Below are 23,819 nucleotides of genomic sequence, written 5' to 3'. Positions count from 1 at the left end.
TTAGCCGATTTCGATCATTTCGAAATCCATTTTGCCCACGCCGCAGTCCGGGCACAGCCAGTCTTCCGGGACGTCCTGCCACAGGGTGCCCGGTGCGATACCGTCATCCGGCCAGCCGTCTTTTTCGTCATAGATCAGGCCGCAGACTACACATTGCCACTTCTTCATTACTTGCTTCCTCAGGGTCCAGGCATCTTGGCCGACGGTCGATAGACCAACGTTGCCGTGCGGCTCAGGGCGTTTTGTACTGATCGAGGCCGGCAGATGCAAGCATGTTCGGCGCAAACGGCCGGTTCAGCCCGGCAAAAGTTCAGGACGCCATGGTAAGCTCGCCGCCTCTTTTACTGCCAAAACTGACTCACCGTGCCGCACTCAATCGCCTGTCCCGATGCTTGCCAATGGCTGACCCAGAGCCTTCTGAGCCCAATGCCCGCGCCATTGACCCTCAACTGGCTGTTCGACGAAGGCTCGCTGACGCGCCGGCTTACGTGGCTTTCCAACGACGGCTTCAGCGTGACGCCACTGTTCGAAGGCTGGCAGCCACTGCGCGAGGATGAATGTGCGGCGTTGGGTATGGCCCCGGCCACGGTCGGCTGGGTACGCGAAGTGTATTTGCGCGGGCATGGCCAACCATGGGTGTTTGCCCGCAGCGTGGCGGCGCGCAGTGCCTTGCAGGGCGATGGCTTGCACATGGACGAATTGGGCAGCCGTTCGCTGGGCGAGTTGCTGTTCTGCGATCAGGCCTTCACTCGCCAGGCGATCGAGGTATGCCATTACCCACGGCAATGGCTGCCGAGCGCCGACCAGGCCGATGGCCTGTGGGCGCGCCGCTCGCGCTTTGATCGCGGGCCGTTGAGCGTGCTGGTCGCGGAAATTTTCCTGCCCAGCTTCTGGCAGGCGCTGCATGACCATCCGGAGAACTGCTGATGTATCAACGTCTGCTCAAGTCCTTGAACCGCCTGAACCCCAGGGCGTGGGATTTCATTCAGCTGACCCGCATGGACAAACCCATCGGCATTTACCTGCTGTTGTGGCCGACGCTTTGGGCGCTGTGGATTGCGGGCAAGGGCTCGCCGTCGTTGCTCAATATCGTGATTTTCGTGCTGGGCGTGGTGCTGACCCGCGCCGGCGGCTGCGTGATCAATGACTGGGCCGACCGCAAGGTCGACGGCCATGTGAAACGCACCGAGCAACGGCCGCTGGTGAGCGGCAAGATCAGTTCCAAAGAGGCCTTGGTGTTTTTTGCGGTGCTGATGGGCATCAGTTTTCTGCTGGTGCTGCTGACCAACGCGACCACCATCCTGCTGTCCTTGGGCGGCCTGGCGCTGGCGGCGAGCTACCCGTTCATGAAGCGCTACACCTATTACCCACAAGTGGTGCTGGGCGCGGCGTTTTCATGGGGCATGCCGATGGCATTCACTGCCGAGACCGGGCATTTGCCGGCCACGGCGTGGCTGCTGTACATCGCCAACTTGCTGTGGACGGTGGGCTACGACACGTATTACGCGATGACCGACCGCGATGACGACTTGAAGATCGGGGTGAAATCCACCGCCATTCTGTTCGGCGATGCGGACCGCGTGATCATTCTGACCCTGCAAGGTTTATCGCTGGTGTGCCTGCTATTGGCGGGGCAGCGGTTCGAGCTGGGTGGCTGGTTCCATCTGGGGTTGCTGGCGGCGGCGGGCTGTTTTGCCTGGGAATTCTGGTACACCCGGGACAAGGATCGGATGAAATGCTTCAAGGCGTTTTTGCATAACCACTGGGCGGGGTTGGCGATTTTTGTCGGGATTGTGGCGGATTACGGGTTTCGGTAAGTCAGTGCTGACGCCATCGCGGGCAAGCCCGCTCCCACATTTGGAACGCATTCCCCTGTGGGAGCGGGCTTGCCCGCGATGGTTTCAGCCGCACTGCGTGGTCAGGGCTTGATTACGTGCCACGCCCCGCCCTTGCCATCACCGGTCTTGTCACCCGCCTTCTTGTCATCCTTGTAGGTGTAGACAGGCTTGCCTTTGTAAGCCCACTGACTGGTCTGGTCGTCGCGGGTAATGACTGTCCAATCACCCATCGACTTGTCAGTAGACTCAGCCTTCAGCGGCGGCCAGTTGGTCGCACACTGGTCTTTGCACACCGACTTGCCGTCGGCATCCTTGTCAAAGGTGTAGAGGGTCAGCCCCTTGTGATCCACCAACATTCCGTCGTGAGTCATCGCCGGCTCCGCCGCAAACGCCAGGCCCGGCAGCGTCAACGCCGCCGATACCAACAGGGCTTTCCATGAAACAGTGCTGTAAGTCATCGGAACCTTCCTTTTGTGGTTGTCAGGATTCGGACCCAAAGGGTAGTCCAGAGTGCCGTGAATTGCCCGATCGTCTAAATTACTGTCACACGACTGCAATAATTCCGTTATCTAATGCGGCGCAAGACAGTTAAATGACAAGAGGATTTTGAGCATGGTTGGCAGGAGCATTCTGATCGTTGACGACGAAGCGCCCATTCGCGAGATGATCGCCGTTGCGTTGGAAATGGCCGGCTATGACTGCCTGGAGGCGGAGAACTCCCAGCAGGCCCATGCCATTATCGTCGACCGCAAGCCGGACCTGATCCTGCTGGACTGGATGCTGCCCGGCACCTCCGGCATCGAACTGGCCCGTCGCCTCAAGCGTGACGAGCTGACCGGGGATATCCCGATCATCATGCTCACCGCCAAGGGTGAAGAGGACAACAAGATCCAGGGCCTGGAAGTCGGCGCTGATGACTACATCACCAAGCCGTTTTCCCCACGTGAGCTGGTAGCGCGCCTGAAGGCCGTACTGCGCCGTGCCGGCCCTACCGATGGCGAAGCGCCGATCGAAGTCGACGGGCTGATCCTGGACCCGATCAGCCACCGCGTGACCATCGACGGCAAGCCGGCCGAGATGGGGCCGACCGAATACCGCCTGCTGCAATTTTTCATGACCCACCAGGAGCGCGCCTATACCCGTGGGCAATTGCTGGACCAGGTGTGGGGCGGCAATGTGTATGTGGAGGAGCGCACGGTTGACGTGCATATCCGCCGCCTGCGCAAAGCCTTGGGCGATGCCTACGAGAATCTGGTACAAACCGTGCGCGGCACCGGCTATCGCTTTTCCACCAAAGGTTGAGCCGGCCCTTCCTTTCCTTAACAGCTGACAAGGACGCATGTTTAAGTGAACCAGAACTGGCATGGCACCCTGATTCGCCACATGCTTCTGTTGATCACCGGTTGCTTGGTGGTGGGTTTGATCAGCGGTTATTACGGTTGGAGCCTGGCCGTTGGTATCGGCCTGTACCTGGGCTGGACCCTCAAACAATTGCTGCGCCTGCATGAATGGCTGCGCCAGCACAAACCCGACGAAGCACCACCCGACGGCTACGGCCTGTGGGGCGAAGTGTTCGACAGCATCTACCACCTGCAACGCCGCGACCAAAGGGTTCGCGGGCGCCTGCAGGCGGTGATCGACCGGGTGCAGGAGTCTACCGCTGCGCTCAAAGACGCGGTGATCATGCTCGACAGCGACGGCAACCTGGAGTGGTGGAACCGCGCTGCCGAGACCTTGCTGGGCCTCAAGACGCCCCAGGACAGCGGTCAGCCGGTGACCAACCTGGTGCGCCACCCGCGCTTCAAGGAGTACTTCGAACAGGAGAACTACGAAGAAGCGCTGGAAATCCCCTCGCCTACCAATGACCGCGTGCGCATCCAGCTGTACCTGACGCGTTATGGCAACAACGAGCACCTGATGCTGGTGCGCGACGTAACGCGCATTCACCAGTTGGAACAGATGCGCAAAGACTTCGTCGCCAACGTCTCCCACGAACTGCGCACACCGTTGACGGTGATCTGCGGCTACCTGGAGACGCTGCTGGACAACGTCGACGAGATCAACCCGCGCTGGAGCCGTGCCCTGCAGCAGATGCAGCAGCAGGGCTCACGCATGCAAACCCTGCTCAATGACCTGCTGTTGCTGGCCAAGCTGGAAGCCACCGATTACCCGTCGGACAACCATCCGGTGGCGGTGCAAAGCCTGCTGCAGACCATCAAGAATGACGCCCAGGCGCTTTCCGGCGAGCGCGGGCAACAGATCACCCTGGAGGCCGACCCGCAGGTATTGCTCAAAGGCAGCGAAGGTGAGTTGCGCAGCGCGTTTTCCAACCTGGTGTTCAACGCCGTGAAGTACACCCAGGACAAGGGCAATATCCGCATCCGCTGGTGGAGCGACGAGCACGGCGCGCACTTGAGCGTGCAGGACTCCGGCATCGGTATCGACGCCAAGCACCTGCCGCGCCTGACCGAACGCTTCTACCGCGTCGATTCCAGCCGCAACTCCAACACCGGCGGCACCGGGCTGGGCCTGGCGATCGTCAAACACGTGCTGTTGCGCCACCGCGCACGGTTGGAGATCAGCAGCGTGCTGGGGCATGGCAGCACCTTTACCTGCCATTTCCCACCGGCGCAGATGACCCGCTCGCGGGTGATCGGCACAGATGAATAACCCGAAAACAACGTAAATCTAAGTGTGGGAGCTGGCTTGCCTGCGATGGCGGTGGGTCAGCTGAAATCAACTCAACTGGCAGGCCGCTATCGCAGGCAAGCCAGCTCCTACATTGGATTTGCATGGTTTGGCAGAAGGCTTTCCAGGCTCCGCCCGGCAGCGGGCACTAGGCAAGCGCCCCGTCAGCCGCTACATTGGCCGACTTGCGCCTGCCTTTCAGGCCTGTCTGTCACCCCTTATTGAACACACGGAACCTGCAAAACCCCATCATGGACCCTTCCCCTGGTATCACCCTCGCTACACTCTTCGCCGATTTCGGCATGATTCTTTTTGCACTGATCCTGGTACTGCTCAACGGTTTCTTCGTTGCGGCGGAATTTGCCATGGTCAAACTGCGCGCCACCCGGGTCGAGGCCATCGCCCACAAGAACGGCTGGCGCGGGCAGATCCTGCGCACCGTCCACAGTCAGCTCGACGCCTATCTGTCGGCCTGCCAATTGGGTATTACCCTCGCCTCCCTGGGCCTGGGCTGGGTCGGTGAGCCGGCCTTTGCGCACATCCTCGAGCCATTGCTGGGCGCCATCGGCGTGCAATCGCCTGAAGTGATCAAAGGCGTGTCGTTTTTTGCCGCCTTCTTCGTGATTTCCTACCTGCACATCGTGGTCGGTGAATTGGCCCCCAAGTCCTGGGCAATTCGCAAACCCGAGCTGCTGTCGCTGTGGACGGCGGTGCCGCTGTACCTGTTCTACTGGGCCATGTACCCGGCGATCTACCTGCTCAACGCCAGCGCCAACGCCATCTTGCGTATCGCCGGCCAAGGCGAGCCCGGCCCGCACCATGAGCACCATTACAGCCGCGAAGAACTCAAGCTGATCCTGCACTCCAGCCGTGGCCAGGATCCAAGCGACCAAGGCATGCGCGTACTGGCTTCGGCCGTGGAAATGGGCGAGCTGGAAGTGGTGGACTGGGCCAACTCCCGCGAAGACCTGGTGACCCTGGACTTCAACGCCCCGCTCAAGGAAATCCTCGCGTTGTTCCGCCGCCACAAATTCAGCCGTTACCCGGTGTATGACGCTGATCGCAACGAGTTTGTCGGCTTGCTGCACATCAAGGACCTGCTGCTGGAACTGGCTGCCCTGGACCACATCCCCGAGTCGTTCAACCTGGCCGAGCTGACCCGCCCGCTGGAGCGTGTCTCGCGGCACATGCCGCTTTCACAGCTGCTGGAGCAGTTCCGCAAAGGCGGCGCGCACTTTGCCCTGGTGGAAGAAGCCGACGGCAAAGTCATCGGCTACCTGACCATGGAAGACGTGCTGGAAGTGCTGGTCGGCGATATCCAGGACGAACACCGCAAGGCCGAGCGCGGCATCCTCGCCTACCAGCCAGGCAAACTGCTGGTGCGTGGCGACACGCCGCTGTTCAAGGTGGAGCGCCTGCTGGGCGTGGACCTGGACCACATCGAAGCCGAAACCCTGGCCGGCTTGATCTACGACACGTTGAAACGCGTGCCGGAAGAGGAAGAAGTGCTGGAAGTTGAAGGCTTGCGCATCATCATCAAGAAGATGAAAGGGCCGAAGATCGTCCTGGCCAAGGTGTTGCTGCTGGATTGACGCCTCAATTGCCCAACGCAAAGTTGGGCAATTTGCCAAGCGGCTGGTTGAACTCATACGGAATCGAAACCAGCCCGGCCTCGGAAGCCTTCTGCACCACAAAATGCAGATGCGGCCCGCTGCTGTTGCCGGTATTGCCCGACAACGCCAGTGGGCTTCCCACCACCACACGCTGCCCTGCCCTTACGCTGACCGAACCTTGCTTGAGGTGCAAATACACGCCCTCGGTGCCGTCATCGTGGCGTATGCGCACGAAATTCCCGGACGCGTCATTACCGCGCCCGGCCTGGTTATTTTCGGTCTTCACCACCATCCCGCTACGCGCCGCAATGATTGGTGTGCCTTCGGGCATGGCGATGTCCATGGCGTAGCGGCTCTTGGCGTCGGTGTGGCTGAAGCTGCCGTTAGGGCCTTGGGTCAAGCGAAACGGCCCACCACGCCAAGGCAAAGGATAGCGATAGGCTTGCTGTGGATAACTTGATGTGGGCATATCCAGCACCGGCCGTTTGGTCCGTTCCACCCGGCGCTCCTGCATCATAAATGCCTGGGCGCCCGGCGTTTGCCGGTCGCTGAAAGACACCACGCCATTGGCATCGGTGGTTTTGTAGAGGGTCATGGCCAGGGTCGAAGTGCAAACCGTGGCCAGCCCACAGAACAGGACTAGGCGAATGAACATGACGTACCTGCCGGGATGACTGTTCGGCAGGCTAACAAGGGTTGATGACAACACTGCGTGAAGCACAGAAGATCAACTGTGGAGCGGGCAAGCCCCACACTGGTTAAGTGTTGCTCTGTAGCTCACGCACCCGGCACAAAATGCTTCTGCGCCGTACCGCGCGCGATCAGGCGGGAGATGTAGTCGAGCTTCTGCGCATCCTGGTCAATAAACCGGAAGGTCAGTTGCAGCCAGTCGCTGTCAGGCCGTGGCTCATAGGCGACGATGGCGTGCAGGTAGCCGTTGAGGCGCGCAACTTCGGCGTTTTCGCCTTGCTCAAGGTCGAGCACGGCGCTTTCCAGCACCTGGGGCAGCACTTCACCGCGACGGACCACCAGCAGCGCTTCCTTGATGCTCAGCGCCTTGATCACACATTGCTGGTTGCCGCTGGACAACCGCAGTTGGCCCTGGCCGCGACCGCCGGCAGGCGAGGCAGCAGGCGCTTGCACCGGTTGGCTGTTGAGCAGGCCTTTGCTCGGCGCAGCTATCGGCGCCGGTTTGGCCGCCTCGGGCTTGCCGCCGGTCAAGGCATTGAGAGAGTCGTTGCCGAAGGCCGAGTTCATCTTGGTCGGCGCGCTGGCGATAAGGGCGTCGAGACGGCCGATCTTGTGCAAAGCCTGCTTGACCTTGTTCAGCAGTTGCTCGTTGGTGAACGGCTTACTGACGTAACCGGAAACCCCGGCCTGGATCGCCTGCACAACGTTTTCCTTGTCGCCACGGCTGGTCACCATCACGAACGGCATGGCTTTGAGATGGGCTTGTTCACGGCACCAGGTCAACAGCTCAAGACCAGACATCTCAGGCATTTCCCAGTCGCACAGCACCAGGTCGAAGGTCTCACGCATCAGGATGGATTGCGCCTTTTTGCCGTTTACCGCGTCTTCAATCTTGATGCCTGGGAAGTAGTTGCGCAGGCACTTCTTCACCAAATCGCGGATAAACGAGGCGTCGTCCACCACCAATACACTGACTTTACTCATCGACCCTTCATCCTATTAAAACTTCGGCATGCAAAACGCCTGACTGATGGCATTTTGCCAAAACTCGCTGGTCACAGAAGGACTTATTGCTCCTGCTGCGCAAATAAATTCAGATGCCACAAACGAAAACGCCCGACCAAAGGCCGGGCGTTAATGTCTCGGGCAACCTTACTTATCGTCAGTTTCGCCCGGAACATTAGGGATTTGATCGACCGTGCCTTCAACTTCGGCTTTCATGCGCTTGAGGCCCATGTGCCGCACGTCGGTGCCGCGCACCAGGTAAATCACCAATTCCGAGATATTGCGCGCGTGGTCGCCGATCCGTTCCAGGGAACGCAATACCCAGATGATGTTCAAGACCCGCGAGATAGAGCGCGGGTCTTCCATCATGTAGGTGGCCAGCTCGCGCAGTGCGGTCTTGTATTCGCGGTCGATGGTCTTGTCGTATTGCGCCACCGACAACGCCAATTCGGCGTCGAAGCGGGCGAACGCGTCCAGCGCATCGCGCACCATATTGCGCACTTGGTCACCGATGTGGCGCACTTCCACGTAACCGCGTGGCGCCTCGCCTTCTTCGCACAGCTGGATAGCGCGGCGGGCGATTTTGGTGGCTTCGTCGCCGATGCGCTCCAAATCGATTACCGACTTGGAGATGCTGATGATCAAACGCAGGTCGGAGGCCGCCGGTTGGCGACGGGCCAGAATGCGCAGGCATTCTTCATCGATATTGCGTTCCATCTGATTGATCTGGTCATCAATCTCGCGCACTTGCTGGGCCAGGCCAGAGTCGGCCTCGATCAACGCAGTAACGGCATCGTTGACTTGCTTCTCCACCAGCCCGCCCATCGCCAGGAGGTGGCTGCGCACCTCCTCAAGCTCGGCGTTGAACTGCGCGGAGATGTGGTGGGTAAGGCCTTCTTTGCTAATCATGGGTTTGCTCCGCAAAAGCTGTAAGCCGCAAGCTACAAGCTGCAAGCTGATGTGTGTCGTTGATCAAACTGCTTCCACTTGCCGCTTGAAACTTGCGGCTTGCAGCTGGGGCTAGCCGTAACGACCGGTGATGTAGTCTTCGGTCTGCTTCTTCGCCGGGTTGGTGAACAAGGTGTCGGTGTCGCCGAACTCCACCAGCTTGCCCATGTACATGAACGCGGTGTAGTCGGAAACCCGCGCCGCCTGTTGCATGTTGTGGGTCACGATGACGATGGTGAACTTGGACTTGAGTTCGTAGATAAGCTCTTCGACTTTCAGCGTCGAGATCGGGTCGAGTGCCGAGCAGGGTTCGTCGAGCAGCAACACTTCCGGCTCCACGGCGATGGTGCGGGCGATCACCAGACGCTGCTGCTGGCCGCCGGACAGGCCGAGTGCCGAGTCGTGCAGGCGGTCTTTAACCTCGTCCCACAGCGCCGCGCCTTTCAAGGCCCACTCAACGGCTTCGTCGAGGATGCGTTTTTTGTTGATGCCCTGGATGCGCAGGCCATACACCACGTTTTCGTAGATGGTCTTGGGGAACGGGTTCGGCTTCTGGAACACCATGCCCACGCGGCGGCGCAGCTCGGCCACGTCTTCGCCCTTGCGGTAGATGTTAGTGCCGTACAGGTTGATCGCGCCTTCTACGCGGCAACCGTCAACCAGGTCGTTCATGCGGTTGAAGGTGCGCAGCAGCGTGGACTTGCCGCAGCCGGACGGGCCGATAAAGGCGGTCACGCGCTGCTTGGGGATGTTCATGCTGACGTCGAACAGCGCCTGCTTTTCACCGTAGTACAGGCTCAGGCCCGGAACTTCGATGGCCACGGTTTCCTGGGCCAGGCTCAGGCTCTGCTTGTCGCGACCCAGGGCCGACATGTTGATGCCGTGGGTATGGGTTTCATGTTGCATGGGATGCTCCCTGTGCTACCAATTCGTTTGGTTGAACCGCCGGGGCGGTTTACTCAAAAATCTGTGTCTGTCTCTGGACCCTTGAGGAGCTGGCTTGTGTGGGAGCTGGGCTTGCCCGCGATGCAGGCACCGCGGTGTGTCAGCCACACCGCGATGATGCTATCGCAGGCAAGCCAGCTCCCACACAAGCCGGCCCCACAGGGGATCGCTTTAGCTGTCCAGCGCCTTGTATTTTTCGCGCAGGTGGTTACGAATCCACACCGCCGACAGGTTGAGCGTGGCGATCACCAGCACCAGCAGCAAGGCGGTGGCGTATACCAGCGGTCGTGCGGCTTCGACGTTGGGGCTCTGGAAGCCAACGTCATAAATATGGAAGCCCAGGTGCATGATCTTCTGGTCAAGGTGCAGGTACGGGTAGTTGCCATCCAGCGGCAGCGACGGTGCCAGTTTCACCACACCCACCAGCATCAGCGGCGCCACTTCACCGGCGGCACGGGCCACGGCGAGGATCATGCCGGTCATCATCGCCGGGCTGGCCATCGGCAGCACAATCTTCCACAGCGTTTCCGCCTTGGTTGCGCCGAGTGCCAGGGAACCCTCACGCACGGTACGAGGAATCCGCGCCAGGCCTTCTTCGGTGGCCACGATCACCACCGGCACCGCCAGCAGCGCCAGGGTCAGCGAAGCCCACAGCAGGCCAGGCGTACCGAAGGTCGGCGCCGGCAGAGCTTCAGCGAAGAACAAACGGTCGACCGAGCCACCCAGTACATACACAAAGAAGCCCAGGCCGAACACGCCGTAAACGATGGCCGGTACGCCGGCCAGGTTGTTCACCGCGATACGGATAATGCGGGTCAGGGTGTTCTGTTTGGCGTATTCACGCAGGTACACCGCCGCCAGCACGCCGAACGGGGTCACGATCATCGCCATGATCAGGGTCATCATCACGGTGCCGAAGATGGCCGGGAAGATCCCGCCTTCGGTGTTGGCTTCCCGTGGGTCGTCGCTCAAGAATTCCCAGACCTTGCTGAAGTAGAAACCCACCTTGGTCAGGGTGCCCATGGCGTTCGGCTGGTAGGCGTGCACCACTTTGCCGATGCCGATTTCGATTTCTTTGCCGTTGCCGTCGCGGGCCGTCAGGCTGTCGCGGTTGAACTGGGTGTGCAGGTCGGCCAGGCGCGCTTCGATGTCCTGGTAACGGGCATTCAGCTCGGCGCGGCCGGAGTCCATGTCGGCCTGGGCGGCAGCGTCGAGCTTGCCTTCCAGCTCCAGCTTGCGCCCGTGCAGGCGGATGCGTTCCAGGCCAGCGTTGATCGCGCCGATGTCGGTTTTCTCAAGGCTCTTGAGCTGGGCCGCCAACTTGTTCACGCGATCGACGCGGGCTTGCAGCTCCGGCCATGCGGCTTCGCCTTCGGCGATCACCTTGCCATCTTGCTTGACGTTGACCAGGGTGCCGTAGAAGTTGCCCCACTCACGACGCTCGATGGCCATCAGGTTCTTCGGGGTGGTCTGGTCTTTCAACCACTCGCCGACGATCCAGGTGAAGTCGTTGCCATTCAAGTCGCGGTTACCGACCTTGATCAGCTCGCGGGTCATGAATTCCGGGCCTTGGTCCGGCACCGGCAGGCCCGCGCTTTTCAGGCGCTCGCGCGGCACTTCTTCCTTCTGCACCACTTCGCCGATGACGATATGGTTTTCCTGGCCAGGCACGCTGTAGTTGGCCTGGATCAGGTCGGCCGGCCAGAAGTGGCCCAGACCACGCACGGCAATCACGGCCAGCAAACCAATGGTCATGATGACCGCGATGGACACCGCGCCACCGCTGATCCAGACGCCGGGGGCGCCGCTCTTGAACCATCCATTCAGGGAGTTCTGTTTCACAGACTTCTACCTTTCTTAAAGCGACGAGTATTTCTTGCGCAGACGCTGACGGATCAGCTCGGCGAGGGTGTTCATGATGAAGGTGAACAGCAGCAGCACCAGCGCCGAGAGGAACAGCACGCGGTAGTGACTGCCACCGACTTCCGACTCAGGCATCTCCACCGCAACGTTGGCCGCCAATGTGCGCAGGCCTTCGAACAGGTTCATCTCCATCACCGGGGTGTTGCCGGTGGCCATCAGCACGATCATGGTTTCACCCACTGCGCGGCCCATGCCGATCATCAGTGCGGAGAAGATGCCCGGGCTCGCGGTCAGGATCACCACGCGGGTCATGGTCTGCCATGGCGTGGCGCCCAGGGCCAATGAGCCCAGGGTGAGGCCGCGTGGCACGCTGAACACGGCGTCTTCGGCGATGGAGTAGATGTTCGGGATCACCGCAAAACCCATGGCCAGACCGACGACCAGGGCGTTGCGCTGGTCGTAGGTGATGCCCAGGTCGTGGGAGATCCACATGCGCATGTCGCCGCCAAAGAACCAGGTCTCCAGGTATGGGCTCATGTACAGCGAGAGCCAGCCCACAAACAGGATCACCGGAATCAGGATCGCACTTTCCCAACCATCCGGAACGCGCAGGCGCAGCGATTCAGGCAGGCGGCTGAAGACAAACCCGGCGACCAGGATGCCAATCGGCAGCAACATCAGCAGGCTGAAAATCCCCGGCAAGTGCCCTTCCACATAAGGCGCCAGGAACAGGCCGGCGAAGAAGCCGAGGATCACCGTCGGCATCGCTTCCATCAGTTCGATCACCGGCTTGACCTTGCGGCGCAGGCTCGGGGCCATGAAGTAAGCGGTGTAGATTGCCGCGGCAACTGCCAGTGGCGCCGCCAGCAACATGGCGTAGAACGCAGCCTTCAGGGTACCGAAGGTCAGCGGGGCCAAACTCATTTTGGGTTCGAAGTCGGTGTTGGCGGCGGTCGATTGCCAGACGTATTTAGGCTCGTCGTAGTTTTCGTACCAGACCTTGCTCCACAGCGCGCTCCAGGACACTTCCGGGTGCGGGTTGTCGAGCAGCAGCGGTTGCAGCTTGCCGCCGGCTTCGACGATCACGCGGTTGGCGCGTGGCGACATGCCGAACAGGCCTTGACCATCCACCACCGGATCGACCAGCAGCGTGCGGTGCGCGGTACTGTGGAACACGCCGAACTTGCCGGATGCGTCCAGGGCGGTGAAGCCTTTGCGACGCTCCTCGGCGGTGATTTCAACGATTGGCGCGGTGCCCATCTGGAAGGTGCGGATCTGCTTCAGGCGTTGCTCGCCGTCCGGGTCACGGGCCATGAACCATTGGGCCAGGCCGCCCTTGGAGTTACCGACGATCAGCGAGATACCGCCCACCAGCTGGGTGCTGGCAGTGATTTCGGCGTTGCCGTCTTCCAGCAGTTTGTAACGACCGTTGAGGCTCTTGTCGCGCAGGCTGAACACATCGGCGAGCGCACGACCGTTGATCACATACAACCACTGCTGGCGTGGGTCGATGAAGATTGCCTTCACCGGTTCGGTCATTTGCGGCAGCTCGATACGCTTCTGCTCGCTGGTGACTTCACCGGTCATCATGTTTTCTTCGCGGCTCAGGCTCAGTACGTTCAAGTACGAACCCGCGGAACCTGCAACCACCAGCGACGAGTCAGTGGCGTTGAGGGCGACGTGCTCCAGCGGGCGGCCCTGCTCGTCGAGGACGATGGGCGTTTCGCCGTAGGGGTATTCAATGGCCGGCGTAATGGTCTTTTTGCCGTCCGGGTACGACACTTTATAAGTGTGGCGGAACACCAGGGACTGGCCATTGGACAAACCGAGGATCACCAACGGGCTGCCTGGCTGGTCTTTGCCGATCGAGACCACAGTGGCGCCAGCAGGCAAAGGCAGGTCGACACGTTTGAGCTCGGCACCGGTGCTCACATCAAAGAACAGCGCCTGGCCCTTGTCGGAAACCCGCATGGCAACTTGGTTCTGTTCTTCGAGGGAGATCATCAACGGCTTGCCGGCGTCCTGCATCCAGGCGGGTGTCAGCGCGTCTTCCTTGGTCAGCGAAGCACCTTGGAACAAAGGTGCAACGACATAAGCCAGGAAGAAGAAGATCAGGGTAATTGCGCCGAGCACGGCGAGGCCGCCGATCAACACATACCAACGGGTCAGGCGATCTTTGAGCGCGCGAATGCGGCGCTTGCGTTGCAGCTCAGGCGTATTGAAATCAATACGCTTGGGGGGAGAAGTCGTCGTCATGGTGGAATTGGCCAGATCATTCATGCGCACACCCTAGCGATCCTGTATGACAGAAAGATGACAATGCAGTGACGCAAGAAATCCGCCGCGTAGCAGGGCTGGCAGCGGATTAAAGAATTAGAGGTGTAGACGGGCTTGAAGAGTAAGGGGTTACTGTGGCGAGCAAGCTTGCTTGCGCTGGGGGGCGAAGCGCCCCCAAGGCTTGCGACTGCTACGCAGTCGAACGGGAGCAAGCTCCCTCGCCACAGCAAGCCCGCTTCCACAGGGCCCGCTGCTACACCGGTATTGCAGGCTTAGTTGCCTTCTTTCAGGCCCAGGTCAGCCAGTGCCTTGGCGGCAACTTTGGCTGGCAGTGGGATGTAACCGTCTTTCACTACTACTTCCTGGCCCTGTTTGGACAGAACCAGTTTCACGAACTCAGCTTCCAGCGGGGCCAGAGGCTTGTTCGGGGCTTTGTTGACGTACACGTAGAGGAAACGCGACAGCGGGTATTTACCGTTCAGGGCGTTTTCTTCGCTGTCTTCGATGAAGTCAGTGCTGCCTTTCTTGGCCAGGGCCACGGTCTTCACGCTAGCAGTTTTGTAGCCGATGCCCGAGTAACCGATGCCGTTCAGCGAGGAGCTGATCGACTGCACGACCGAAGCCGAGCCTGGTTGTTCGTTCACGTTTGGCTTGTAGTCGCCTTTGCACAGGGCTTCTTCTTTGAAGTAGCCGTAGGTGCCGGATACCGAGTTACGACCAAACAACTGAACCGGCTTGTTGGCCAGGTCGCCGGTCACACCCAGGTCGCCCCAGGTTTTAACATCGGCTTTAGCGCCGCACAGACGAGTCGAGGAGAAGATCGCGTCGACTTGTTCCATGGTCAGGTGCTGGATCGGGTTGTCCTTGTGCACAAACACAGCCAGGGCATCCACGGCAACCGGGATAGCGGTTGGCTTGTAGCCGTACTTCTGCTCGAAGGCCGCCAGTTCGGTGTCCTTCATCTTGCGGCTCATCGGGCCCAGGTTGGAGGTGCCTTCAGTCAGCGCAGGAGGTGCAGTGGCGGAGCCGGCAGCCTGAATCTGGATGTTGACGTTCGGGTATTCCTTTTTGTAACCCTCGGCCCACAGGGTCATCAGGTTAGCCAAGGTATCGGAACCGACGCTGGACAAGTTGCCCGACACACCAGTGGTCTTAACGTAAGCCGGGATTGCCGGATCAACACCAGCGGCCACCGCGTTGGCGGTCGCAACGCCAGCAGCGACAAAAGTCATTGCCGCCATCAAACGTTTCAGTTTCATGCCTTGCTCCTAGCAGATAGGGATAGTTGGATCGGGGCCAAGTATCGGTAGGCCGTGTGAACACTCTATGTCTGGAATATGACAATTAGATGAAAGGCCAGTATTTATGAAAAACCTGACAGGAAGGGGGAAGTGCAATAAATCCGGGGCTTGCGAGGAGGTTTAGGCGGCTGGAGCAATGTTTCGGAAACACTCTGTAATCGTTGCTGGCATTGATCGTTCCCACGCTCTGCGTGGGAACGCATCCAGTGACGCTCTGCGTCACGACCTTCAAAAGCGGACGCAGAGCGTCCAGGCCGGCATTCCCACGCAGAGCGTCACTAGTGTCCGGTAAAAACCAAAGGGGGAGCTTGCTCCCCCTTGTTGTTCGCGACTGTCAGTCATAATCGGATTTTTCAGACTCGATTTTGACCCATGTTTACCAGTACCCGTTTAGCCCACCTACTCAGTGCGATCCCGCGCCAGTTCTTTCGGCAATCCACCGAAAAGCACCAGGCTGATCGCTACGTCAAACGCTGCACGAGCTGGCAATTGCTGGTGACACTGGTCAGCGGCCATATAACCCAAGCCTTAAGCCTGCGGTCCTTGGCCACTTTTTCCGAAACGCTAAGTCCGCATAGTTACCATCTTAAAGCGGGGCCCGTCGCCCGATCGACCCTGTCAGATGCTTTGAACAAGCGAAACTACCGGCCATTCCAGGATCTTTGCCAATTGCTGTTGAGCGGCATCAGCCGCCAACAGCGCAAAGAAGTCGGTGCCATGATTAGCCTGCTTGATTCCACGTCAATCACTTTGCGCGGACCTCACTTTGATGACTGGACAGCCTCCACGAAAACCCGCATCACGCAGGGCCTGAAAGTACATGTCGGACTAGATTTGGCGCAGTTGGCCCCGGTGTACGTCAACATCACTCCTGCCAACGTCAACGACCTGAGCGATGCGCTGGAAATGCCGATTCAGGTCGGCATGACGTATGTCTTTGACAAGGGATATTGCGATTACAACTGGTGGCACCAGTTGCAGACCAAAGGAGCCTTTTTCGTCACCCGCCTGAAAAAAAACGCCAATATCAAAGTGCTGCACAAGCACTCGATCGCAGCCGAGCAAAGCCCCGTCATGACCGACGAAGTCATCCTGTTCGGAAAAAAGCATCTAGGCGGCAAGCGTCTTAATGACTACCGAGAAACGCCGGCAAGACGCGTGGTGGTAGAACGCGAGGGACATGCCACGCCGTTAATCCTGGTGACCAATGACTTCGTAAGATCAGCCGAAGAAATCGCGGGATTGTATAAAGATCGCTGGAAGATCGAGCTGTTTTTCAAGTGGGTCAAGCAACATCTGAAACTCAAACGCTTCTACGCATTCTCTGAAAACGCCGTGCGTCTGCAGATTTACAGTGCCTTGATCAGCTACTTGTTATTGCACCTTTACCATCGTCGCTCAGAATTTACCGGTTCGTTGTTTGAGCTGACGGTTCGCATATCTCATGTCCTGCACGAACGGCCCGCGACGCCAGAATTGAGGGATCGACGAAGGCAGGAGCGAGAAAAGCTGAAGGCTGCCCAAGGCAGCCTTCAGCTATGAAACATGTTTACCGGACACTAGTGACGCAGAGCGTGGGAACGATCATTCAGCGCCCGCGCTTCCACAGGTAGCCGCCCACCGCCATCCCCATTACACACAGGACAGCCACGTAGTAAGCAGGCCCCATCGGGCTTTCCTTCATCAGCAGCGATACCGCCAGTGGCGTCAAACCACCAAATACGGCGTAGGCCACGTTATAGGAGAACGACAAACCGCTGAAACGCACCACTGGCGGGAATGCTTTCACCATCACGTAAGGCACTACACCGATGGTGCCCACAAACAGGCCGGTCAACGCGTACAGCGGGAACAACCAGTCCGGGTGGGCCATCAGGCTGTGATACAGCGTCCAGGAAGTGGCCAGCAGCAACGCGCAACCGGTGACCAAAACGCGACCGGCACCAAAACGGTCAGCCAGCGCGCCGGACGCAATGCAGCCCAGGCTCAGCGTAACGATCGCCAGGCTGTTGGCTTGCAGCGCAACCGTCGGGCTGAAGTGGTAGACGGTTTGCAGCACGGTCGGGGTCATCAGGATGACCACAACCACACCCGCCGACAGCAACCACGTCAACAGCATCGACAGCACGATGGCGCCACGGTGGTCACGCAATACCGCGCGCAATGGCAACTCGGCAGCCAGGGTTTTGCGCTGCTGCATCTCAGCGAAGATCGGTGTTTCGTGCAGCCAACGGCGCAAGTACACCGACAGCAGGCCGAACACCCCCCCCAGCAGGAACGGGATACGCCACGCGTAATCCGAGACCTGCTCCGGGGTATAGAGGGTGTTGATGGCGGTAGCCACCAGCGAACCCAGCAGGATACCGGCGGTGAGGCCGCTGGTCAGGGTGCCGCAGGCATAGCCGATGTGGCGCGGCGGCACGTGTTCGGAGACAAACACCCAGGCGCCAGGTACTTCGCCGCCAATGGCGGCGCCCTGGATGACGCGCATCAGCAGCAACAGCAGCGGCGCCCACAGGCCGATCTGTGCGTAGGTCGGCAGCAGGCCCATGATCAGGGTCGGCACGGCCATCATGAAGATGCTCAGGGTGAACATTTTCTTGCGGCCCAGCAGGTCACCGAAGTGCGCCATGATGATGCCGCCCAGCGGGCGTGCCAGGTAACCGGCGGCGAAGATGCCGAAGGTCTGCATCATGCGCAGCCATTCGGGCATGTCGACGGGGAAAAACAGCTTCCCGACCACGGTAGCGAAAAACACGAAGATGATGAAGTCGTAGAATTCCAGCGCCCCGCCCAAGGCAGACAGCGAAAGGGTTTTGTAGTCGTTGCGGGTCAGCGGGCGCGAAGGTTGCGCGCTGCTTGCGGGCACGGAGGACATGGCAAGGCTTCTCTTATAGTAATCAGAACAGCAAGCCCGGGACTTGCGGCAGGTTTGGCAAGATAGCAAATCGTTTGAAAAAGCACAGCGTCTACCGAATCACAGTTCAAATGGGCGAAATATTCCCCATTCGTGCGCTTTCCCTGCAATCAGAAACACAGTTGCGCGAAAAAGCCGCATAACAGCCGCGATTTGCCGACCAAATGAGCGCCGGGAGGTCGTCGCGGCGCCAGCGTCTCGATATACTCGGCCCTTGCAAGCGCCAAACCCGCTGTCTTGAGGGGCTGCTGTGCCAAAACGTCGTTGGGTGCCACCCAGCCGTTTTGGCAGAGTTTCCCTTTAGTGCGCCTTACGAGAAACGTATCGAGCGGTGTATGTTGGTGCTGAAACGTTTTTCCCGAAGACGGCTATCCACTTGAAACACCCATGAAGCGTTACGGGTCAGAGGCACCCTTGGCATGATCGAACTCGAACAAGAAGATCCTATCCCGCAAGGCGATCTCGCCCTGCAAATCACCGCATTGCCACGTGAAACCAATGGTTTTGGCGATATTTTTGGCGGCTGGCTGGTCGCGCAGATGGACCTGGCAGGCACGGCAATGGCCAGCAAGGTCGCCGGCGGCCGCGTGGCTACCGTGGCCATTGATCGCATGGCCTTTCTGGTGCCGGTCGCCGTCGGTGCGCAATTGTCCTTCTATACCCAAGCCCTGGAAATTGGCCGTAGCTCGATCCAGATGATGGTCGAAGTGTGGAGCGACGACCCGCTGTCCAGTGAATGGCGCAAAGTTACCGAGGCGGTGTTCGTGTTCGTCGCCATCGATGGCAGCGGCCGCACGCGCTCGGTACCGTCGCGCGCGCGTTAAACCTCGTCGGGTTTTGACGGTCAATTGCCCCATTGCCTGCCATTAAAGAGTGCTTCGTATGCCTGTGCCCCACGTTGAAAGCGTAAAAATCGACGAACTGGACTGCTGGCGCATTCGCCACAACGGCGCTGAATTGATGGTGGCCCAACAGGGCGCGCACATCTTCAGTTACCAGCGCAAGGGCGAGCAGCCGCTGATATGGCCAAACCCTGCGGCGGTGTTCAAGCAAGGCAAAGGCATCCGTACCGGCGTGCCGGTATGCTGGCCATGGTTTGGCGTGTTTGACCGCAACCCGCAGAGCGTCAAGGCAATGCGCCAGAGCGAGCAACCGGCCGGTGCCCATGGTTTTGTGCGCACGGCACAGTGGGAGTTGGCTGCGAGCGAACTCGAAGGCCAGGCGCTACGGGTGGATTTGGTGCTGCCGGTTCCCGAGGGCGGCTTCCCCGGCTGGCCGCATCAGGTCGACCTGACACTGAGCCTGCTGTTGGACGATCAACTGCATATTCGCCTGACCAGTCACAACCGTGGCACCGACACCGTGACCCTCAGCCAGGCGCTGCACACTTACTTCGCCGTGAGTGACGTACGCAAGGTGCAGGTCGAAGGGCTGGATGGGCTGGCGTATATCGACACCGCCGATGGCTGGGCCGAGAAGAAGCAGTCCGGCCTGCTGCACTTCAGTGCCGAGACTGATCGTATCTACCTGGATACTCCGGCGCAGTTGGATATTGTCGATAAGGATTGGCAGCGCCGCATTCAGCTCACCAGCCAGGGTTCGAGCTCGACCGTGATCTGGAACCCATGGACCGAACGCGCCAAGGCGTTTGACGACATGGCCGATGATGGCTGGCAGGGCATGCTGTGCATCGAAACGGCGAATGTGCTGGATGATGTGGTGAGCTTGGCGCCGGGTCAAAGCCATACTTTGGGCGTGAGCATCAACAGTATCGCCCTGTAAAAACCAATCAACATGTGTGAGCACGCTTGTGTGGGAGCTGGCTTGCCTGCTCCCACACAAGCCCGCTCCCACATTGGGTTCTGCGTCATGATCTAGAGATCGGACTCTTTCACTACCCTGACCTTCCCCGCATCCAGCGCATACGCCGCATCTGCCAGGTCATTGTTGACCTTCTCCACCTTCAACGTGCCCGTCACCCACAGCGGCGTGTAGATATCATCCAGCTTCAGCCCCTTGGGATAACGCACCAGCACCAACTGATTAGGCGGCGGTGGCGGCACGTGGATGCAGGCGCCTGGGTACGGCACCAGGAAAAACAGGGTGCTGCGGCCCTTCGCGTCGGTTTCCAACGGTACCGGGTAGCCACCGATGCGGATGTTCTTGCCGTTCATGGCGGCCACGGTCTTGGTCGAGTACATTACCGCCGGCAAGCCTTTGCTCTGCTTCAAGCCACCTTTGTCGGTGAAGGTGCCTTGGGCTTCGGGGGAGTTGTGGTCGATCTCGGGCATGGCCTCGAGGGCTTTCTGGTCTGAAAGCGGCATCAAGTCGAGCCAATCGGTTTCCGGCAGTTCACCGGCGTGCGCCAGGCCTGAGCCCAACAGGAGGAGTGTGAATAAAAGACGGCGCATGAAAAAGCTCGGCAAGTTCAGATGCCGAGCATTCTAGCCCTCTGCGCCTGCGCAGCGCAGAGGGCTTTGTCGCTTAGATCATTTCTTTTTCAGCAGGCCGTAGATCACCAACAGCACGATGGCGCCGATCAGCGCGCCGAGGAAGCCCGCGCCTTGACCCGCCTGGTAGATGCCCAGGGCCTGACCACCGTAGGTGGCGACCAGGGAACCTGCGATACCCAGCAGGATGGTCATGATCCAGCCCATGCTGTCGTCGCCAGGCTTGAGGAAACGAGCCAGCAGGCCGACGATCAAGCCGATAAAGATGGTTCCGATGATACCCATGGCATTTCCCTCTGAATGATGTGAACTACACAAAAGCCTAGTCAGACTTTAGCGTCCTGCAATCAGAGAGGCGACGATAACCAATGGTTCCCGCCGCCCTCAAGGTTATTGCTCGGCGATCAATGCTTCGACCTTGAGGATCTGCGCCTCAAGGGTCGCACGGTCCTTGCAACGCAGGTTGGCGTGGCCAACTTTACGCCCGGCCTTGAAAGCCTTGCCGTAGTGATGCAGGTGGCAGTCATCAATGGCGATGACTTTTTCTACCGGCGGGACTGCGCCGATAAAGTTGAGCATGGCGCTCTCGCCGACCTTCGCTGTGGAACCCAGCGGCAAGCCCGCCACCGCCCGCAGGTGGTTTTCGAACTGGCTGCACTCGGCACCTTCGGTGGTCCAGTGCCCGGAGTTGTGCACGCGCGGGGCGATTTCGTTGGCCTTGAGGCCGCCGTCGACTTCAAAGAACTCGAACGCCATCACGCCGACGTAATCCAGCTGCTTGAGCACGCGGCTGGAATAGTCTTCGGCCAGGGCCTGCAGCGGGTGGTCGGTGCTGGCTACGGACAGCTTGAGAATGCCGCTGTCGTGAGTGTTGTGCACCAACGGGTAGAAGCGGGTCTCGCCGTCACGGGCGCGCACAGCGATCAGAGAAACTTCACCGGTGAACGGCACAAAGCCTTCCAGCAGGCAGGCAACACTGCCCAGTTCGGCAAAAGTGCCGACCACATCGGCAGCAGTGCGCAGGACTTTCTGGCCCTTGCCGTCATAACCCAGGGTGCGGGTCTTGAGCACGGCTGGCAGGCCGATGCTGGCAACGGCGGCGTCAAGGTCCGCCTGGGACTGGATATCGGCGAAGGCGGGGGTCGGGATACCCAGGTCCTTGAACATGCTCTTCTCGAACCAGCGGTCACGCGCGATGCGCAAGGCTTCGGCGCTCGGGTACACCGGCACGAACTGCGACAGGAAGGCCACGGTTTCGGCCGGGACGCTTTCGAATTCGAAGGTCACCAGGTCGACTTCATCGGCCAGTTGGCGCAGATGGTCCGGGTCGCTGTAGTCAGCGCGCAGGTGTTCACCCAGGGCAGCGGCACAGGCGTCCGGCGCCGGGTCCAGGAAAGCGAAGTTCATCCCCAGCGGGGTGCCCGCCAAGGCCAGCATGCGACCCAGTTGGCCGCCACCGATTACACCGATTTTCATCAATCAATACCTTCAGGCGATACGTGGGTCTGGATTGTCCAGCACGCTGTCTGTCTGCTCAGCACGGAATTTTTTCAGCACCGCATGGAACTGCGGGTGCTTGGCGCCCAGGATGCTGGCGGACAGCAACGCAGCGTTGATCGCGCCGGCCTTGCCGATTGCCAATGTAGCCACCGGAATACCGGCCGGCATCTGCACGATGGACAACAGCGAATCCACGCCCGAGAGCATCGACGACTGCACCGGCACACCGAGCACCGGCAGGTGGGTCTTGGCCGCACACATGCCTGGCAGGTGCGCCGCACCGCCGGCACCGGCGATGATCACCTCGATGCCACGGGATTCTGCTTCATCGGCATACTGGAACAGCAAATCCGGGGTGCGGTGGGCAGAGACCACTTTCACTTCATACGGAATGCCGAGTTTTTCCAGCATATCGGCGGTGTGGCTAAGGGTGGACCAATCGGACTTGGAGCCCATGATCACGCCAACCAATGCACTCATCGTCGTGCCTCTTCTCTCTGGGCGCCCGCAGGCGCGTCAAAAAACAACAAGCCACGCGGGAAATCCGGCGTGGCTTGGTGTACGAATTAAGGCCGGTTGGACCGGCCGAAGGCCGCGCAGTATACCGTAATAATCCAGATAAACAGCCCCTGGAATGACCATCTGTCTTACGGCGCAAAGCGGCGGTTTTATTGACTTCCGAGTCAGCGAAACCGGCGCAAATTTCCCCTGAGAAAAAGGGTCAATGTGGGAGCTGGCTTGCCTGCGATAGCATCACCTCACTTATGGCTGATGTACCGAGGCGCCTGCATCGCAGGCAAGCCAGCTCCCACAGTTGATCTGCATTGCGCTCAGGTGCTTTGTGCAGCCCCGCCTTCCAACTTGCGCCACAGCAGCCGCACGTTCGCCTTGCGCACCAACGCGCAGCGATACAGACGAATCTCCAGCGGCACATGCCATTGCGGGCCGCCGCACACCACCAGTTCGCCACGTGCCAGTTCGGCACGCACGCTCAACTGCGGCACCCAGGCGATACCCAAGCCTTCAAGGGCCATGCTCTTGAGACTGTCTGCCATGGCAGTTTCGTAAATGGTGGTGAAACGCAGGGCGCGCTGGCGCAGCAGCAAATTTACCGAGCGCCCGAGAAAGGCGCCGGCACTGTAGGCCAGCAACGGCACGCTGCCCTCACCCTCCAGGTCGAACAGCGGTTTGCCGTCGGCGTCGGCGGCGCACACCGGGAGCATCTCGGTGTTGCCCAGGTGCAGCGACGGGAAGATTTCCGCGTCCATCTGCATGGCCGCATCCGGGTCGTAGAACGCCAGCATCAAGTCGCAGCCGCCTTCGCGCAGGGCGTGCACTGCATCGCCAACGTTGGTGGCGACCAGTCGGGTCGCGATGTTAAGGCCCTCGTTACGCAGTTGCGCGATCCAGCGCGGGAAGAAGCCCAATGCCAGGGAGTGCGCGGCCGCCACTTGCATGACTTCGCCCTGCCCACCTTCCAGGTGATGCAAATGGCGCAGCACTTCACCGAGCTGTTCGACCACCGTGCGCGCGGTGACCAGGAACAGCTGCCCCGCCGCCGTCAGCTCGACGGGCGTGCGCGAACGGTTGACCAACGTCAGGCCCAACGCGGCTTCAAGGCTACGGATACGCCGGCTGAACGCTGGCTGGGTGACAAAGCGCCGCTCCGCTGCCTGGGAAAAGCTGCGGGTTGCCGCCAGGGCGCTGAAGTCTTCCAGCCATTTGCTCTCAAGGTTCATCGCTTCCTCCCACGGACACGCACCATTTTGGCACACACGCCCGCC

Annotated in this window: 23 protein-coding genes; 8 read left to right on the top strand and 15 right to left on the bottom strand. The window is 59.9% G+C overall.

What is annotated here, in order from left to right:
- Entirely contained in the window at positions 1-168 is a 168-nt protein-coding gene (locus AB4P96_RS02395) for a rubredoxin (protein ID WP_003213373.1), read from the bottom strand.
- 195 nt (positions 169-363) lie between these two features.
- Between AB4P96_RS02395 and AB4P96_RS02390 the strand changes: the two genes are divergently transcribed.
- Together AB4P96_RS02390 and ubiA are read left to right on the top strand one after the other, a co-directional pair.
- A complete protein-coding gene (locus AB4P96_RS02390) occupies positions 364-927 on the top strand; it encodes a chorismate lyase (RefSeq protein WP_017135808.1) in 564 nt (187 codons plus the stop codon).
- Positions 927-1,817, top strand: coding sequence for a 4-hydroxybenzoate octaprenyltransferase (ubiA, locus tag AB4P96_RS02385; protein ID WP_017135807.1), 891 nt, complete (start codon positions 927-929; stop codon positions 1,815-1,817). Before AB4P96_RS02390 ends, ubiA begins: the two co-directional genes overlap by 1 nt.
- Before the next feature lie 101 nt (positions 1,818-1,918).
- On the opposite strand, the gene AB4P96_RS02380 is transcribed toward ubiA, so the two are convergent.
- Positions 1,919-2,296 carry a hypothetical protein gene (locus AB4P96_RS02380; RefSeq protein WP_017135806.1) on the bottom strand — a complete coding sequence of 126 codons (378 nt, stop codon included), beginning with the start codon at positions 2,294-2,296 and terminating at the stop codon, positions 1,919-1,921.
- A gap of 154 nt (positions 2,297-2,450) precedes the next feature.
- On the opposite strand from AB4P96_RS02380, the gene phoB reads away from it, so the two are divergent.
- The 3 genes from phoB to AB4P96_RS02365 all read left to right on the top strand — a co-directional run bounded on the left by phoB (position 2,451) and on the right by AB4P96_RS02365 (position 6,118).
- Positions 2,451-3,140, top strand: coding sequence for a phosphate regulon transcriptional regulator PhoB (gene phoB, locus AB4P96_RS02375; RefSeq protein ID WP_003195617.1), 690 nt, complete (start codon positions 2,451-2,453; stop codon positions 3,138-3,140).
- Positions 3,141-3,221: 81 nt separating this feature from the next.
- Positions 3,222-4,508, top strand: coding sequence for a phosphate regulon sensor histidine kinase PhoR (gene phoR, locus AB4P96_RS02370; RefSeq protein ID WP_178111008.1), 1,287 nt, complete (start codon positions 3,222-3,224; stop codon positions 4,506-4,508).
- Positions 4,509-4,777: 269 nt separating this feature from the next.
- Complete coding sequence (locus tag AB4P96_RS02365; protein WP_017135804.1) at positions 4,778-6,118, top strand: hemolysin family protein; 1,341 nt, start codon at positions 4,778-4,780, stop codon at positions 6,116-6,118.
- Between the two features lie 4 nt (positions 6,119-6,122).
- Here the strand turns inward: AB4P96_RS02365 and AB4P96_RS02360 are convergent, their stop codons facing one another.
- From AB4P96_RS02360 to AB4P96_RS02330, 7 genes are all read right to left on the bottom strand, one after another.
- The gene (locus AB4P96_RS02360) at positions 6,123-6,794 is read right to left on the bottom strand and encodes a peptidoglycan DD-metalloendopeptidase family protein (protein ID WP_017135803.1); all 672 of its coding nucleotides are present in this window, start codon (positions 6,792-6,794) and stop codon (positions 6,123-6,125) included.
- Positions 6,795-6,916: 122 nt separating this feature from the next.
- Positions 6,917-7,813 (bottom strand): response regulator, encoded by an 897-nt coding sequence (locus tag AB4P96_RS02355; RefSeq protein WP_017135802.1) that lies wholly within the window; start codon positions 7,811-7,813, stop codon positions 6,917-6,919.
- Positions 7,814-7,981: 168 nt separating this feature from the next.
- Positions 7,982-8,743 (bottom strand): phosphate signaling complex protein PhoU, encoded by a 762-nt coding sequence (phoU, locus tag AB4P96_RS02350; protein WP_395600474.1) that lies wholly within the window; start codon positions 8,741-8,743, stop codon positions 7,982-7,984.
- A 111-nt stretch (positions 8,744-8,854) separates the two neighbouring features.
- On the bottom strand, positions 8,855-9,688 hold the full coding sequence (pstB, locus tag AB4P96_RS02345) for a phosphate ABC transporter ATP-binding protein PstB (RefSeq protein ID WP_017135801.1): 834 nt from the start codon (positions 9,686-9,688) through the stop codon (positions 8,855-8,857).
- A gap of 210 nt (positions 9,689-9,898) precedes the next feature.
- Positions 9,899-11,569: a phosphate ABC transporter permease PstA gene (pstA, locus tag AB4P96_RS02340; protein ID WP_017135800.1), complete on the bottom strand. Its 1,671-nt coding sequence runs from the start codon at positions 11,567-11,569 to the stop codon at positions 9,899-9,901.
- Positions 11,570-11,584: 15 nt separating this feature from the next.
- A complete protein-coding gene (locus AB4P96_RS02335) occupies positions 11,585-13,618 on the bottom strand; it encodes an ABC transporter permease subunit (RefSeq protein ID WP_236445649.1) in 2,034 nt (677 codons plus the stop codon).
- Positions 13,619-14,139: 521 nt separating this feature from the next.
- The gene (locus AB4P96_RS02330) at positions 14,140-15,126 is read right to left on the bottom strand and encodes a phosphate ABC transporter substrate-binding protein PstS (protein ID WP_017135798.1); all 987 of its coding nucleotides are present in this window, start codon (positions 15,124-15,126) and stop codon (positions 14,140-14,142) included.
- Between the two features lie 414 nt (positions 15,127-15,540).
- Here AB4P96_RS02330 and AB4P96_RS02325 point away from each other — a divergent pair, with 414 nt between their 5' ends.
- Complete coding sequence (locus AB4P96_RS02325; protein WP_099549335.1) at positions 15,541-16,710, top strand: IS4 family transposase; 1,170 nt, start codon at positions 15,541-15,543, stop codon at positions 16,708-16,710.
- A gap of 46 nt (positions 16,711-16,756) precedes the next feature.
- On the opposite strand, the gene AB4P96_RS02320 is transcribed toward AB4P96_RS02325, so the two are convergent.
- On the bottom strand, positions 16,757-18,046 hold the full coding sequence (locus AB4P96_RS02320; RefSeq protein ID WP_017135797.1) for an MFS transporter: 1,290 nt from the start codon (positions 18,044-18,046) through the stop codon (positions 16,757-16,759).
- Positions 18,047-18,504: 458 nt separating this feature from the next.
- Between AB4P96_RS02320 and AB4P96_RS02315 the strand changes: the two genes are divergently transcribed.
- Together AB4P96_RS02315 and AB4P96_RS02310 are read left to right on the top strand one after the other, a co-directional pair.
- Positions 18,505-18,909 carry an acyl-CoA thioesterase gene (locus AB4P96_RS02315; RefSeq protein WP_003176975.1) on the top strand — a complete coding sequence of 135 codons (405 nt, stop codon included), beginning with the start codon at positions 18,505-18,507 and terminating at the stop codon, positions 18,907-18,909.
- A 58-nt stretch (positions 18,910-18,967) separates the two neighbouring features.
- Positions 18,968-19,867 carry a D-hexose-6-phosphate mutarotase gene (locus AB4P96_RS02310; RefSeq protein ID WP_170036670.1) on the top strand — a complete coding sequence of 300 codons (900 nt, stop codon included), beginning with the start codon at positions 18,968-18,970 and terminating at the stop codon, positions 19,865-19,867.
- Between the two features lie 92 nt (positions 19,868-19,959).
- Here the strand turns inward: AB4P96_RS02310 and AB4P96_RS02305 are convergent, their stop codons facing one another.
- From AB4P96_RS02305 to AB4P96_RS02285, 5 genes are all read right to left on the bottom strand, one after another.
- Positions 19,960-20,496, bottom strand: coding sequence for a DUF3299 domain-containing protein (locus AB4P96_RS02305; RefSeq protein WP_017135795.1), 537 nt, complete (start codon positions 20,494-20,496; stop codon positions 19,960-19,962).
- Between the two features lie 78 nt (positions 20,497-20,574).
- Positions 20,575-20,820, bottom strand: coding sequence for a GlsB/YeaQ/YmgE family stress response membrane protein (locus tag AB4P96_RS02300; protein ID WP_058424295.1), 246 nt, complete (start codon positions 20,818-20,820; stop codon positions 20,575-20,577).
- Positions 20,821-20,925: 105 nt separating this feature from the next.
- The gene (locus tag AB4P96_RS02295) at positions 20,926-22,011 is read right to left on the bottom strand and encodes a 5-(carboxyamino)imidazole ribonucleotide synthase (RefSeq protein WP_017135794.1); all 1,086 of its coding nucleotides are present in this window, start codon (positions 22,009-22,011) and stop codon (positions 20,926-20,928) included.
- A 12-nt stretch (positions 22,012-22,023) separates the two neighbouring features.
- Positions 22,024-22,515, bottom strand: coding sequence for a 5-(carboxyamino)imidazole ribonucleotide mutase (gene purE, locus AB4P96_RS02290; RefSeq protein ID WP_003195648.1), 492 nt, complete (start codon positions 22,513-22,515; stop codon positions 22,024-22,026).
- Positions 22,516-22,865: 350 nt separating this feature from the next.
- Positions 22,866-23,774, bottom strand: coding sequence for a LysR substrate-binding domain-containing protein (locus AB4P96_RS02285; RefSeq protein WP_043048142.1), 909 nt, complete (start codon positions 23,772-23,774; stop codon positions 22,866-22,868).
- Positions 23,775-23,819: the final 45 nt, after the last annotated feature.

The sequence above is a fragment of the Pseudomonas sp. B19125 genome (genome assembly GCF_044218855.1).
GTDB classification, from domain to species: domain Bacteria; phylum Pseudomonadota; class Gammaproteobacteria; order Pseudomonadales; family Pseudomonadaceae; genus Aquipseudomonas; species Aquipseudomonas edaphica.
Note: the sequence above shows the minus strand (reverse complement) of the source record. Positions and strands in the feature narration are given on the sequence as shown.